The following is a 15,033-nucleotide window of genomic DNA, read 5'->3' as shown; positions in this document are numbered from 1 at the left end:
TTAAAACTCAGTGCCATCAAAACTATAAATAAATGGGACAGTTAAATTGTATACGCACTTTCGTGTGCTCAGGCGGCATGCTGTGAATGGTCAACATATCTGTATCAGATAAACTGTAATCTATGTTGATATCTGGAAATCGATCATAAACAATACTGACTTCGCCATCACGTGGTTCACAAGGTAATTGAATGGGCTTGATCTTCATGTCATCACCAATCTCACCCAACTGAGCTCCATAGTCTTTGGCACAAATACTGCCCTGCACACCTGGCAAAATGTTACCCATGCTCAGCAAAGAAGAACTCGGGCTCACCAGTTCAGCATAAACTTTACCTTCGCGACCTTTAATGGGCCAGCTCGTGTTTGCAGGATAAACATACTGCTTCACCAAACAGGCTTCATCTCCGGGTGCCACTGTGACGGCGTGAAATTGTGCGGCTTTCGTTATTCCCAATTGGTCTCGAATTTTACTAATCAATGTTGAAGGTTCGTCGTAAGCCTCAAACGGATAGGTTCGAGATCCACGGCCTACGCCCCGCTCATCTTCATCAGAAAGAAAAACCACATGAAGAGTGGCGCTGTCTCTAAAAAAACTTGAGTTCTCTGGGTGATCTAGTGCCAAGTTGACGGCGTAAATGCCACGCTCATCATTTGACGGACAAAAAGCTTCTTCGTAGTTGTTGCTATCACAGACTAGTGTTTCATCTCGCTGAATGGTCTCACGAAACCAATCGAGGTTATTGCCGTGGGTGGCCGTTGTTAAATAAGGCGCCCCATTCGGAAATAGCAAAAATCGCCCCTGATCATTTTCAACATCGGTAGTGGTAATGGCGATTTGATAGTCTAAATCAGCAATCTTATCTAAAAGATACGGAAATTTATTGGCCATTTGAGTTTGCTCAATCCACATGGACCCAGAGTTATCAACAACAAATAGGATGTCTACTTTTCCGGTTTTAAACTCAATATTATAGGTATTAAACCCGTCTTCGCCGTGATGGCACACGCCACCCTGATCGTTAAACTCATCACAAGTAGCACTAGGTACCACTTGGAAGTTCACGTCAGAGCATCCTACATATATTGATAGACCAACAAAAAGTAATATCAGTCGGCGCAGGGTTTCCATAAGCCAAAGTCCTTTCCTTCAACGACTTCAATTCCAATATGTATGCCAGTCAGACACCTTGACCTAACGCACTGAAATTAAAGGATTTTCATTGTCTTCTTTATAAACGCCGATACGAATGAGAAATTGACAAGTCCAAGGAAATACCAAAAACCCGTTTGATTTCAGGTAGTTATAGCTATGCCTCAAAAGGCATAGGGAGCCCATAATTGTCACCAATTGAGCCCAAACCAGGCCCCAAACCCCCGCCATGATCTACAGATCGGGTTCTGAGCCGCCACTAAAACATATAGGCCAACCCCAACTCTCCGATGATTCCAGCGCCATAAAGGGCCTGCGATACATCGATGTCATCTTTATTAGATTGCGCCCGAATGTTTCCAGAAAGCACCGTGATCAGCCCCAGGCCAGCGTTAAAATTAAAACTCTCCCCGGCCCATTGGTTTCCGAAAATCACCTTACCAAACACCATATTGCCTGAAACCGTTGTATCGCTGGACTGACTTCCTATAGATACTGAGGCCAATCCAAGACCCGACGATACATAAAAAGTATCACCAGAAATAAGGCCATCAAGGGCCCTATCGATTCGAACTTCCACACTCTTTGATGAAAACTGGCTGTCTGATCCTAACTGCCGCCGAACAAACGAATCATTATATAAATATTGTACTTCGCCAGTGATTGCTGTTTTATCTGACAAATATTTTTGTCCTGCAAAATCAAGCAAGCCACTCATGACCTTAAATGGATAAACTCGAATAGCCATTGATTTTTTATGACCGTACTTTGCCACAGAGTCGCTCAATTGAGTGGCGTCTGATGCTGCTAAAGCGGGGCTAAACATCACCAATATCAAAGCAAAACTAGAAACAGCTAAAGCAATTCTCATGGGTTCTCCTCATACGTACCACTGGGGTCACCCCAAATCAGGGGCCGAAACTCAAACATCAATCAAGACTTCGGTGCAGAACATTTCAAAAGCAGGGCCGACGTGAAAACCAAATAGATTTAATCTGAGAAAAGAGTTGGGAAATTTTTTTAAGTCGCAAGCAAAAAACGTCATCGTTAAACAACAAGCAAGGGCGAGCCAAAAGCAACCCATACAAAACCTAGAATGAGCCCAACCTAAAAGCCCCGTCCGAACTGTAGCGCCAGGGCATTCAGCCAAGGGGGGCCCATCAAACACCAGCGCCGGCCCGAGTGGCCGCATGTCGTCTTCGGATTGCGTCACTTCGTGCCGCAACCCGGATACGCCATGCACATCGGGAGGGCGCTGGTGTTTGATGGGCCCCCCTTGGCTGAATGCCCTGGCGCTACAGTTCGGTACCCTATCTACAGACTGTTGTGTGATCGATGCGGATTCACCGAAATTATTTTTGTGTGGCCGTGCGCACCACTTTCAGCAGCAAAATAAGCCAAGGCGTGGCGTGAAGGACAAGATCAAACCAATCAATGGGTTTTACCAGCGTGCCAGCTTTTAGCATCACTAGTTTTTCCCAGAGGTGAGGTGGGTTAAAGGGAGCTAATCCAAGGGTCAGGCAAAACAATATGGCCGCGCCCCAAGTGAGTTTATCAAGAATTTCCATGGCCTTATTTAGGGACAGAAGTTGCCGAGGCGCAAGTTTTCGCGTTTAATTTGAAAGTATTCGTCAATTGAAGGGGATCTCTCGATGAACGACGTCACTTCATCACCACAGCGTCTTATGGCTATTTTATTGGTGTTGGCCACTGGATTTATTGGATATGGCTTTGCGGCCAAAATTAAGTACGCGAAGTCCTCTCCCGAGGTGCGCCTGTTAAGCCTTTGGCGAAAAGATGTGCAGGTCCTTGAAGCCTCAGGCCTTTTGCCTCCCCCGTGGTTTCAGATAACAGATATTGATTTAATACCCGGTGATGACGCGGCAAGAGACTGGGCCTCCCGTGTGAGCCCACCCATCAAAGTGGCAGGTCAGGGCGATTATCAACTTAGGGTTTTGCTAATCTCTTGGGTTGACGAGGCGGAACAGGAACAAGGTGCTCTCGTTGAATACCATCTGATTCATAAACCCACCGGAAATACTGAATGGGAGCTCGCACGCACTTATACGCTGGGTCATTTATAACCGCCTGCGGATTCTAGCGGCTCAGATTTGAACAAATGTCAGACCGAGTCCTGCTCAACCTCTGCATTTGAATCCATTTTTTTCAAAACCCCTCTGGTGGTTTAATCTGCCGCTATGGCCGTCTAGTATATTGCTTCAAGTCCATCAAAGAATCGTGATTTAGAAGCCGGGGGGTGAGTTTCATGTTAAGAATGATTGGGTGGAGCTGGGCACTGGCTCTTCTAATTTTAAATACGAATTCAGCTTTGGGATCGTCGCTTAATCTATCGCTACCAGATGGGTTCGAACTCGATCTGCGCCATCCCAAAAATCATAGCACCCGCATGTCTCAACCATCGAACACAGGTGAGTCACAAACTGTAGAAATTCGATTCTTGAGTATGACCGCCACCGACGTTCTTGAAATCGATGGTGTGCAAATTCCTGAATATGACTACCCTTGCAGCACCCACCACAAACGAGATGATTGGTCCAATCGGTGGTGTCATACGGGTGTCGTGGAAGCTGTGAAAGCGCAGCTTGAGATCCAAGGAGTGCATTCGGCACTAGCAAATGCCATGGCTTCGTCCATTTTTTTAATCAAAGAATCTCTTATAGATGATCATTTCTCAAAGGCCGATGTGGTTGTTGGTGGCATCACTTTATTTGACGACAAAAAAGACCAGGTGAACGTTAAAGTGACACCCTTTCTAGATGGCGCCTTCGTTGTTGAATTTAGGTGGGAGAAATAATTGATGAATAAATTAGTTTTAATTTTGTTTATTGCCTTCGGTGGGCCTTTATCTAGCTCTGCAAATGCAGAACTTTTACGTTGTGAGGAGTACAACTTCCCTGATTTGAAAGTTGCAACACTTATAGCCAATAAAGACGGCTATCAATTTCGATTTGCTAACACTCAAGATGTTGTTTTCCTTCAGCCCGACCCTGGCACACCCATTTCAACGGCCGACATCGAACACTATACTCAACGAGCCAAAGTATTGGGACAGTTGGGGTCCACTTTTGAAGTGCGAATTGAAGGGGCTGAGAATTGCCATTTCGAACAAAGAAACGGAGAAATTGACTGGGCCTGCTACATAAAAAAGCCGGGACGAGTCGGAAACCTTGACTATAGGTCAATGGCAGTATTTGTTTACTCTCAAACTGTGAAATCGGCGTTTAAAGAAAGCTTTCGAGTTTATAACTTAGGCTGGGATATCAATATCGACGGCCACAACTACACGGTGACAGTACCTTTTTTTGAAGAAAGCGTAGATTACCCAGGCTGTTTTATCAATTCCCTGTAGAGATTGAGCATGGCTAGGTGCAGAAATGCCGTTCTTTAAAACAAAGTCTTTCAACATCGATCAGAAACTAAATATTAATCCGTAACAGACCCTGATCCATAAGGCCCCGCAACCACAGGGCTGCCGTTTACGGTGAGCGTGCCCCCATTTAAGTCAACTATCGATCCCGAGTTTAAATTTAAAGTCTTTGTCGAAAGTGATCCTCCACCAAGGTCGACAGTTTGAGATGCACCCAACACCAGGTTACCAGCAATACTCCATGTGTATCCGCCTAACAAAATTTGGCCGGATAACAAGTTCACCGTTTGAGATGCATCGGTCATCGTGAGATTACTAGCCAGCACCACATTTCCACTTGGTTTATTAATAATAAATGTGTATCGAGGAAAAGCCCCGGCTGTATGAGTGATTGTTTGATCACCACTACCAGCCAGAGTAATACTGGAAAGAGCATAAGAATTCGATTGCGCCAATACCGTAAGATCACCATGAAGCTCAATATTGCCTCGAGTCCCATAGCCGCCCAAGTTAAAGATATAGTCACCTTCAACAACAGTAGTTCCAATATGGTCAGAAAAACCCCACGAGCGATTGTCATCAAAATTATAAAGGGGATCTCCATTGAGTTCTATGCGACCTCTAGCATAACTACAGCCACAATCACCCACCGTTCGGAGAAGCCCATTATTGTGGACAAAGTTGGCCACAGCACTAACGACGAATCCGTATCTGATTGTGAATATTCCCCTAGGTGCCCTAAAAGTACCGCCACTGATGATAATATTCGGTGTGGAATAGGTATAAACATTTAAATCATCTCCGGCGTCAGAAGAACCTATAAAACTACCGCCGGCCTGCATATAGCCCAAAGCGCCCACTGTAAGGTCAACACCCACGCCCTGCGTGATTGTTCCCGAGTATCCTTCATTCAAATGCAATCCACCCAACGAAGTCGTCGACCCAATGGTCGCATCACAATTCGATGTGCACGTACCATCAAATATGGCCTTTTGACTGCCGTTGGGTGCCGCCATGTCACCTTGACATGCGTTTGAGACCACATTGCCACACCAGTTTCCACCATCAGAAAAGTTGCTGTTGGCTGCAGCCCCCGTCCATGTATAGGGCGTCATCACATACAGTGTCAGCGTACCCGGAGTGACTCCACCCTTTTGGTCGTTGGCTTCATAGGTTATTGTCTCAATACCCGAATAGCCCACAGGCGGAGTATAGGTGATTATATTTGTAGGAGAAACACTCACAATTCCGCCGCTAGCCGATTCAGCGGCAGACACTATCAATAGATCTCCATCTGGATCAGTGTCGTTGCCCAAAACGGTGTGGCTGGAGCTTGAGGTATTTACTATAATCGGACCATCATTGACTGTGACTGGTGCAAAATTATTGTCTAATTGCAATGTTGCTGAGGCACCTGCCAGAACTCCGTTGACAGGGTTTGACAAATTAAATTGAAACACTTCGCTACCCTCGTCCGTTAAATCTGTAAATGTGGGTATCTGCACAGTTACTGAAGTGATCCCGACCCCAAAAACTGCCGTTCCAGATTTCGCGGTATAGTCACCAGGGATTTCTGCCGTTCCATTGGATGTGGTGTAGTCCACCTCCACATTGCCCGAATAAATAGGTTGGTTAAGACTGATCTCCACAGTGAATGTCTGCCCCTCAAATCGAGTGACATCGGCCACACTGATCTCAGCCAAGGTGTCATCATCAGAAATAGTTAGTTCAAACGAATCATCTGTGCCTAAATAGGCATTGCCTGGATCACCCAAGGTTAAGGTAACAGTTTCATCACCTTCCACGGCAAGGTCTTGTACGATATCGAAATTAACAGTGTAAGACGTTTGGCCCGCGGGTATGGTGATCGAAGTGGTTTCAGCCATAGCGTAATCGTTGGGAGACGACGCCGAACCACTCACTGTAATTGGAATAACGATATCTTCATCATGGGATGAGCTAACACTGATATCAACGCTCGCACTTGTTAAGCCAATCGTGCTAGTCTCCGGGGGGCCGTAAGTGATAAACGTATCTGATCCCGAAAGATGTTCTGCTTTTAACCAATCAGCCGACTTTTCAACTGTGGCCACACGAAATTCATCTAGTGATCCACTAAAGGAACTCCATCCTGCCACTGGTGCCTGTGGCCAAAGATAAGTGGATCCTTTACCTATGTCATTATAGACCATATTGACATAGTCAGCTTGTGGCACCCCAAATGTGCCCAGCAATACTCCATCGAGGTAAAACTTCTGACCGGTGGAGGTCGCTACAAACGCGACATGGTGCCACAAATCATCGTTTACAGCCGTGGGGGATGCATATGAAGGAAATGTCCCAGAATAAAAAGCGCCTCTCAACTTGTAATCTGTACCAATATACATCAATGGCGCCCACTTTGACGGGGTTCCAGGATAGGCCACGTTCGACGCACTAAAAATAGTGCCGTTGCTAGTTGTTTTGAACCAACCACTAATTGTTAGCGGTAATGTCGCCGTCATGCCATTGGGTAAGGTGAACGACGAGTCAAATCCACTCACGGCAGCACTATTTCCCATAGATCCTGACGAATAGCTTGGCGCCACAGATGTTGCGTGTTTTGCATTGGCTGTGGAATCATTTCCCGTACCAGAAAAATGAAATACGCTGGCAATATCGGCGTTCCACACCAATGCTGGATTGCTAGCCGACACTGATTCATCGGCACCATAAAACATCCAGATGTAATCAGTATTTGACCCTGCCGCAACTAGGGGCACTTTCACCCAAATAATTGAGTCACCAGATTCACTCCACGACTCAATCTCAAAAGACAGCGGTGTGCCAGATGAATCGTAGAATCGAACATCTTCACCGGCATCCTTGGTGTTTAAATAATCTATCCGGCCCGAATTCAATTTCACCATTACAGGAAAGTCGTTGAGGTTTTCTGATTGCGCCGAATTGTCAAACGTAAGCCGAACCCTATGAGTATAACCAGGTCCAGCATACCACTCGGGGCCGTTGACTATGTCTGAGCCCTCAGTGACTGATTGGGCCGACGATGTAAACGAAATTGTAGGTAGTGGTGGCAGTGTTACATTCAAATCTACAATAAATGACAACCCGCCCGTATAGGCTTTGACTTGGCCCGTTCCTACTGCAATGGCGTTAAACTGGGCCGACTGACCTGATGGATCGATAGTCAAAGTCCCAATTCCACCATTGAGAACCCATGAAACTTCAGCGTCAGCAACAAACTCCCCCGAAGATTTTCGCATCACTGAGAAAAACTCGGTAGATTCTCCAACCACCAAATTTAACGTATCAATGGCTGTCCCTGACCCACCAGAGGCTGTTTCGACAACAAGTGTTTCAGTATTCGAATTTTGATCAGGATCTGATCCGTAAATAGATGTGAGGTTTCCAGAAAGCGACGCCTCCCCGAGGCGGCATGCACTTAAGCCCGAAAGCCCTAAAACAAAGAGCAATAACTGCGTGGCAACTAAAATACGTGAATAAACCACCTTTTCCATGCGGTTCTTATCGGCAGAAATCCGATAGACTTTAGGTGTTAAAAAATTTTTGTTTAGGCTTCGGTTGATTTTGTCAGTGAAATGGCGGGAAACGTTGATTTTACTTGAAAAACTCCAAGTCTTCTTGGTGAAATCTTAGGTCTCAACATGAGAAACACCAAGAAGAACAAGGAGTTAGCAATGCGTCTTAATTTAGAAAAACTGCGACAAGAAGCCAAGAGATTTCGAAAAAAAGATAAAAATCTCACCTTGAGACTACTTTGAAATTTCAAAATGGAAGGGGTTAAAATTTTGCATACCAAAGTATCTTTAAATTTCTCATTGGTGCACACGACTGGATCAGGAAATCGAAAAGGGGCAGCTGAGTAACAAGCGACAAAGACCATTTTAGGGCAAAAAAAAACCCAGGATAAAAATCCTGGGTTTAAAAAAAGACCTGGCATCGTGCTACTCTCCCACAGAGCTACCCCTGCAATACCATCGCCGCTGGCGGGCTTAACTTCTGAGTTCGGGATGGGATCAGGTGTTTCTCCGCCGCTATTGACACCAGAAAATCTAACATTCAATGACCAGTAATCAGTCATCGTCGCTGTATTGGATAAACCTTGAAGGAGAAAGGGTGCAAAAGGTGGTTTAACCAATATCAGCAGACGACTGATTGCTGCTCACTGAATATCGCTTCTGCGAAAACCGATGGTTCTTTTAAAACCATCGGCTTTCGAATTCAAGTTATTCTTAGCAAGAGTAAAACTCAATTTAGCTCTTCTCGAGTTAAGAGAAGAAAAAAAAGCCTCACGACTAATTAGTACAGGTTAGCTGAACAGGTCACCCTGCTTACACTTCCTGCCTATCAACCTCCTAGTCTAGAAGGAGTCTTAAGGATCATAAAGATCTGGGAGAACTAATCTTGAGGTCGGCTTCCCGCTTAGATGCTTTCAGCGGTTATCCGTTCCGAACATAGCTACCCTGCGATGCCGCTGGCGCGACAACAGGAACACCATAGGTTCGTCCATCCCGGTCCTCTCGTACTAAGGACAGCTCCTCTCAATTCTCCTACGCCCACGGAAGATAAGGACCAAACTGTCTCACGACGTTCTGAACCCAGCTCGCGTACCACTTTAATTGGCGAACAGCCAAACCCTTGGGACCTGCTCCAGCCCCAGGATGTGATGAGCCGACATCGAGGTGCCAAACACCCCCGTCGATGTGAACTCTTGGGGGGTATCAGCCTGTTATCCCCGGAGTACCTTTTATCCGTTGAGCGATGGCCCTTCCACGCGGGACCACCGGATCACTTTGGCCTGCTTTCGCACCTGCTCGACTTGTAGGTCTCGCAGTCAAGCTCCCTTATGCCAATGCACTCGACGCCTGGTTTCCGATCAGGCTGAGGGAACCTTCGCACGCCTCCGTTACTTTTTAGGAGGCGACCGCCCCAGTCAAACTCCCCACCAGACAGTGTCCCTCACCCGGATAACGGGTGCAGGTTAGACCTCTAAGACATCAAGGGTGGTATTTCAAGGGTGTCTCCACCCGAACTAGCGTCCGGGTTTCATAGACTCCCACCTATCCTACACATGAGGCCTCAAAGGTCACTGCCAAGCTAGAGTAAAGGTTCACGGGGTCTTTCCGTCTTTCCGCGGGTACTCGGCATTTTCACCGAGAATTCAATTTCGCTGGGCATCTGGTTGAGACACCGGAGAAGTCGTTACGCCATTCGTGCAGGTCGGAACTTACCCGACAAGGAATTTCGCTACCTTAGGACCGTTATAGTTACGGCCGCCGTTTACCGGGGCTTCAATTCTCCGCTTCGCCGAAGCTAACAGATCCTCTTAACCTTCCGGCACCGGGCAGGCGTCAGGCTGTATACGTCGTCTTGTGACTTTGCACAGCCCTGTGTTTTTGATAAACAGTCGCTACTCCCATTTCTCTGCGACCACCCAATGCTTCGCCCGCAAGGGACTACACACCAGATGGCACACCTTATCCCGAAGTTACGGTGTCAAGTTGCCGAGTTCCTTAACCAGATTTAACCCAATCGCCTGAGAATACTCATCCCACTCACCTGAGTCGGTTTACGGTACGAGCTATCTTGAAAACACGCCGAAGCTTTTCTTGGAACCATGGAGTCGGTTGAGTTCAGAGAAAAATTCTCCTTCCTCCACGCCTAGGTGTATGTGGAGCGGATTTGCCTACTCCACCACTTGCACGCTTGAACCTGAACCAATAACAGGCCCAACCTATCCTAGTCCGTCCCTCCTGCGCTTACAACAAGATAGGTAACGGAATATTAACCGTTTTTCCATCGACTACGCCAATTGGCCTCGCCTTAGGACTCGACTAACCCTGGGAGGATTATCCTGGCCCAGGAACCCTTGAGTTTACGGCGCGCAGGTTTTTCACCTGCGTTAAACGCTACTTATGTCAGCATGATCACTTGTGGTTCGTCCAGCCGTCCTCTCGGTCGACCTTCAGCCTACGCCACAACGCTCCCCTACCGCTAGATATAAATCTAACCCGCAGCTTCGGTAATGTGCTTAAGCCCCGTTATATCTTCCGCGCAGAGCCACTAGACTAGTGAGCTATTACGCTTTCTTTAAAGGATTGCTGCTTCTAAGCCAACCTCCTAGTTGTCAAAGTAGCTCCACAGCGTTTTCCACTTAGCACATATTTAGGGACCTTAGCTGGCGGTCTGGGCTCTTTCCCTCTCGTCAAAGGACCTTATCACCCTATGACTGCCTCCTGGGATACATATCTCCGGCATTCGGAGTTTGATTGGGTTTGGTAATCCGGTAAAGACCCCTAGCCCATTCAGTGCTCTACCTCCGGGATACAATGACCCAAGGCTATACCTAAATATATTTCGGGGAGAACCAGCTATCACCCAGTTTGATTGGCCTTTCACCCCTATTCACAGCTCATCAAAGGATTTTTCAACATCCACTTGTTCGGGCCTCCACGTGGTGTTACCCACGCTTCACCCTGGCCATGAATAGATCACCGGGTTTCGGGTCTATGGTTACAGACTAACGCCCATTTCAGACTCGCTTTCGCTACGGCTACACCTGTCACGGCTTAACCTAGCCTGCAAACCATAACTCGCTGACTCATTATGCAAAAGGTACGCGGTCACACTTGTCTAGGACATAGTGCTCCCACAGCTTGTAAGCTTACGGTTTCAGGTTCTATTTCACTCCCCTCTCGGGGTTCTTTTCACCTTTCCCTCACGGTACTAGTACACTATCGGTCACTAAAGAATATTTAGCCTTAGACGGTGGTCCGCCCAGATTCCTACCGGATTACACGTGTCCGGTAGTACTCGGGATCCTCTCCAGAGGTCTTACTATTTTATTTACAGGGCTATCACCTTCTTTGGCCGACCTTTCCAGATCGTTCTACTATAGTAAAACTTTGTAACTCTGCGAAGTTATCCTAGTAACTTCTGAGAGTCCCACGACACCCCCTATACAACGCCCAGGAGCTTTAACATATAGGAGGTTTAGGCTATTCCCCGTTCGCTCGCCACTACTAGGAGAATCTCGGTTGATTTCTCTTCCTGAGGGTACTGAGATGTTTCACTTCCCCTCGTGCGCATCTTAAAGCTATGAATTCACTTTAAGATACCAGTTAAACTGGTGGGTTTCCCCATTCGGATATCTCCGGATCAAAGTGTATGTGCCACTCCCCGAAGCTTTTCGCAGCTTATCACGTCCTTCATCGCCTTTTAGTGCCAGGGCATTCACCGTAAGCCCTTAGTAGCTTTTAAATTGAGTTTTACCTTGCTAAGAATCACTTGAATTCGAAATTTACTTACCCACTGAACTGTTTGTTTCATTTCACAACAAAAAAACAATTCAAGCTTGTAATTAATAGAATTGATATTCAGTGTTTATTAACTGATTCTCGATAACAAGTTGGTAAAATCTTGTTATCAATATTAAATTTTCAAAGAGCGCTTAATCTTTGAGATTAAAAATCACAAAGAAGAGGAAAACTACCAAGTCTCCATGGTATCCGCCAGTATTTTATTAGAAATAACTGGTGGGCCTGAGAAGACTTGAACTTCTGACCCCACGCTTATCAAGCGTGTGCTCTAACCAACTGAGCTACAGGCCCTTTTGGCTTCCTTTAAGCGGTCATCTTCTTCGCTGCTCGGTCGATCGCTTGTGTGACGTACTTTCGTACGACTCCGCGCTCTCTTCCTCAACGCCTCGAATTTGACAGCTTAAAAAAAGCCAAAAACCTTCAAAAAGGAATTTGCTCCCTCAAAGCTAAATAGCTAGCCAGTGCATCTACTTACTCTGAAGAAAATGCGGTTTTGGGCATGACCTAAGAGATAATTAAATCTCCTTAGAAAGGAGGTGATCCAGCCGCAGGTTCCCCTACGGCTACCTTGTTACGACTTCACCCCAATCATCGACCATACCTTGGGCGCTTGCCTCCCGAAGGTTAGCTCAGCGACTTCTGGTACAACCAACTTTCATGGTGTGACGGGCGGTGTGTACAAGGCCCGGGAACGTATTCACCGCGGCATGCTGATCCGCGATTACTAGCGATTCCACCTTCATGAAGTCGAGTTGCAGACTTCAATCCGAACTGAGAGTGACTTTTTGGGATTAGCTCCACCTTGCGGTATTGCTACCCTTTGTATCACCCATTGTAGCACGTGTGTAGCCCTACCCATAAGGGCCATGAGGACTTGACGTCATCCCCACCTTCCTCCGACTTAACGTCGGCAGTCTCTCTAGAGTGCCCAACTTAATGCTGGCAACTAAAGATAGGGGTTGCGCTCGTTGCGGGACTTAACCCAACATCTCACGACACGAGCTGACGACAGCCATGCAGCACCTGTCTAGCGGCCCGAAGGCGACCTCATCTCTGAGAGTCTTCCACTAGATGTCAAGGGTAGGTAAGGTTCTGCGCGTTGCATCGAATTAAACCACATGCTCCACCGCTTGTGCGGGCCCCCGTCAATTTCTTTGAGTTTTAATCTTGCGACCGTACTCCCCAGGCGGGACACTTAACGCGTTAGCTTCGGCACTGATGGGGTCAATACCACCAACACCAAGTGTCCATCGTTTACGGCGTGGACTACCAGGGTATCTAATCCTGTTTGATCCCCACGCTTTCGGGTCTGAGCGTCAGTGTTGGGCCAGTCAGCCGGCTTCCCATCCGGTATTCCTCCTGATATCTACGTATTTCACCACTACACCAGGAATTCTACTGACCTCTCCCACACTCAAGCTTAACAGTATCAAAAGCACTTCCCAGGTTGAGCCCGGGGCTTTCACTTCTGACTTGAAAAGCCGCCTACACCCGCTTTACGCCCAATGATTCCGAGCAACGCTTGGACCCCTCGTATTACCGCGGCTGCTGGCACGAAGTTAGCCGGTCCTTTCTTCTATGGTACCCTCATTTTTTTGTTCCCATAGAACAGAGCTTTACAACCCTAAGGCCTTCATCACTCACGCGGCGTCGCTGCGTCAGGGTTTCCCCCATTGCGCAATATTCCCTACTGCTGCCTCCCGTAGGAGTCTGGACCGTGTCTCAGTTCCAGTGTGGCTGATCATCCTCTCAGACCAGCTACCGATCGTCGCTATGGTAGGCCATTACCCCACCATCAAGCTAATCGGACGCGGACTCATCCTCTAGTGATAAATCTTTAACCTCTGTATCCGCAGATACTGTGGTCTTATGCGGTATTAGCACGAGTTTCCCCGAGTTATTCCCCGCTAGAGGGCAGATTATCCACGCGTTCCTCACCCGTGCGCCACTAGTACTTGTCCCGAAGGACTTTCCCCGTTCGACTTGCATGTATTAGGCACGCCGCCAGCGTTTGCTCTGAGCCAGAATCAAACTCTTCAGTTAAATTCTGATTCTAAAAATCTAAAATCAAAAGCAAATGCAAAGCATTTGTAAATTAAAAAATTGACCCAAAAAACCATCTATAAATATAGATGAAATTTGTTGGGACCCAAAACCATTTTGTTTTGGCTAGCTATTCAGTTTTCAAAGAGCAAAATTCAGAGCCTCGGGTTTTAGGCCAACGGCCGGCCCCGGTCAACCCCAAAAATAAGAATATTTTTGAAGCCGCTACTTTTTTTGCGTAGCGGTAACCGAGGCTCTGAATCCCTTGATTAGAGGGTTCAGCAACTTTCGAAGCCCGAAGAATCTATCGAGTCGCCACCTGAATGTCCAGCAGATTTGTTGATTTAATGAAGATTCCCTGGAAACCTTGTCTACAGCCCCGTTCGTGGTGTCAGAGAGATTAGCACCTCTCCCATTCTCATCAGAAATAGGCAACGCTTGAAAGTGGACGTCCCTTAATGGATCCGTAGGTGAACCTGGCCTCTTATTTATTAATTTTTTCGAGTGACCACGCTGAATAGCGGTTGAGGTCAGAATTTAGTCTCAGTTACGAACCTTAGCTTTGACGGGGATTGCAAATGAGTCCTGCCGCATCGACGAATATCACACTCTATGACATCAAATGAATTAAAGGTGATTAATCACTGGTTGATTAGGCAATAAAGACTGGCCTTGTTAAATGCTTGTGCTTTTTGGTTTTTTTTGGGGCTACCAACTCTTAGGAGAGAAGAGCCTGACTTTGGAGCCTGTCCAAAATGCGCCACTCAGAGCTATTCGGTGGTGCCCATTATTAGAAGAGATGAGGTGTAGTAAATTAGGATTTTAGGATTTTAGGATTTAGGATTTAGGATTTAGGATTTTCTGCCCGAATACATAGAGATAAAACTGGTGGAGGCAACAGGGATCGAACCTGCGACCTTCTGAATGCAAATCAGATGCTCTCCCAACTGAGCTATGCCCCCACAGGCGGCACAGAGAATGGGACACTTTTTAAGAAAAAGCAAGATATACAGTTTTTTTCATATATTTTTGCTCATTTCCCCTAGTGAAATACTTGAAGCTTACCTAGAATTTCTGGATGAGGGGCGCCGCAACAGTGCTTTGGGCCT

7 protein-coding genes, 2 tRNA genes and 3 rRNA genes are annotated in these 15,033 nt (G+C 46.8%); 3 read left to right on the top strand and 9 right to left on the bottom strand.

What is annotated here, in order from left to right; genetic code table 11:
- Window positions 1-22 precede the first annotated feature (22 nt).
- From H6626_15040 to H6626_15030, 3 genes are all read right to left on the bottom strand, one after another.
- Entirely contained in the window at window positions 23-1,132 is a 1,110-nt protein-coding gene (locus H6626_15040) for a VWA domain-containing protein (protein ID USN47468.1), read from the bottom strand.
- Window positions 1,133-1,412: 280 nt separating this feature from the next.
- Entirely contained in the window at window positions 1,413-2,024 is a 612-nt protein-coding gene (locus H6626_15035) for a hypothetical protein (GenBank protein ID USN47467.1), read from the bottom strand.
- A 481-nt stretch (window positions 2,025-2,505) separates the two neighbouring features.
- The gene (locus tag H6626_15030; protein ID USN47466.1) at window positions 2,506-2,721 is read right to left on the bottom strand and encodes an RND transporter; all 216 of its coding nucleotides are present in this window, start codon (window positions 2,719-2,721) and stop codon (window positions 2,506-2,508) included.
- Between the two features lie 84 nt (window positions 2,722-2,805).
- Between H6626_15030 and H6626_15025 the strand changes: the two genes are divergently transcribed.
- The 3 genes from H6626_15025 to H6626_15015 all read left to right on the top strand — a co-directional run bounded on the left by H6626_15025 (window position 2,806) and on the right by H6626_15015 (window position 4,523).
- Window positions 2,806-3,237 carry a hypothetical protein gene (locus tag H6626_15025; GenBank protein USN47465.1) on the top strand — a complete coding sequence of 144 codons (432 nt, stop codon included), beginning with the start codon at window positions 2,806-2,808 and terminating at the stop codon, window positions 3,235-3,237.
- A 182-nt stretch (window positions 3,238-3,419) separates the two neighbouring features.
- The gene (locus H6626_15020) at window positions 3,420-3,968 is read left to right on the top strand and encodes a hypothetical protein (GenBank protein USN47464.1); all 549 of its coding nucleotides are present in this window, start codon (window positions 3,420-3,422) and stop codon (window positions 3,966-3,968) included.
- Between the two features lie 3 nt (window positions 3,969-3,971).
- Window positions 3,972-4,523, top strand: a complete 552-nt coding sequence (locus H6626_15015; protein ID USN47463.1) for a hypothetical protein — start codon at window positions 3,972-3,974, stop codon at window positions 4,521-4,523.
- Window positions 4,524-4,597: 74 nt separating this feature from the next.
- Here H6626_15015 and H6626_15010 read toward each other — a convergent pair whose 3' ends face one another.
- The 6 genes from H6626_15010 to H6626_14985 all read right to left on the bottom strand — a co-directional run bounded on the left by H6626_15010 (window position 4,598) and on the right by H6626_14985 (window position 14,886).
- A complete protein-coding gene (locus H6626_15010) occupies window positions 4,598-8,059 on the bottom strand; it encodes a DUF2341 domain-containing protein (GenBank protein ID USN47462.1) in 3,462 nt (1,153 codons plus the stop codon).
- 434 nt (window positions 8,060-8,493) lie between these two features.
- Window positions 8,494-8,610 (bottom strand): 5S ribosomal RNA (rrf, locus tag H6626_15005).
- Between the two features lie 230 nt (window positions 8,611-8,840).
- Window positions 8,841-11,821, bottom strand: a 23S ribosomal RNA gene (locus H6626_15000).
- Window positions 11,822-12,095: 274 nt separating this feature from the next.
- A tRNA-Ile gene (locus H6626_14995) sits at window positions 12,096-12,172 on the bottom strand.
- Between the two features lie 234 nt (window positions 12,173-12,406).
- Window positions 12,407-13,926, bottom strand: a 16S ribosomal RNA gene (locus H6626_14990).
- The 16S, 23S and 5S rRNA genes sit together here with 1 tRNA gene alongside, the layout of an rRNA operon.
- A gap of 884 nt (window positions 13,927-14,810) precedes the next feature.
- Window positions 14,811-14,886 (bottom strand) — tRNA-Ala (locus tag H6626_14985).
- Between the last annotated feature and the right edge of the window lie 147 nt (window positions 14,887-15,033).

This window comes from Pseudobdellovibrionaceae bacterium (assembly GCA_023898385.1).
Lineage (GTDB): Bacteria > Bdellovibrionota > Bdellovibrionia > Bdellovibrionales > UBA1609.
Note: the sequence above shows the minus strand (reverse complement) of the source record. Positions and strands in the feature narration are given on the sequence as shown.

Coding starts and splice junctions, on each gene's coding strand:
- H6626_15020 (USN47464.1), top strand. CDS start 3,420: ATGTTAAGAATGATTGGGTGGAGCTGGGCACTGGCTCTTCTAATTTTA.
- H6626_15010 (USN47462.1), bottom strand. CDS start 8,059: ATGGAAAAGGTGGTTTATTCACGTATTTTAGTTGCCACGCAGTTATTG.
- H6626_15040 (USN47468.1), bottom strand. CDS start 1,132: ATGGAAACCCTGCGCCGACTGATATTACTTTTTGTTGGTCTATCAATA.
- H6626_15025 (USN47465.1), top strand. CDS start 2,806: ATGAACGACGTCACTTCATCACCACAGCGTCTTATGGCTATTTTATTG.
- H6626_15015 (USN47463.1), top strand. CDS start 3,972: ATGAATAAATTAGTTTTAATTTTGTTTATTGCCTTCGGTGGGCCTTTA.
- H6626_15035 (USN47467.1), bottom strand. CDS start 2,024: ATGAGAATTGCTTTAGCTGTTTCTAGTTTTGCTTTGATATTGGTGATG.
- H6626_15030 (USN47466.1), bottom strand. CDS start 2,721: ATGGAAATTCTTGATAAACTCACTTGGGGCGCGGCCATATTGTTTTGC.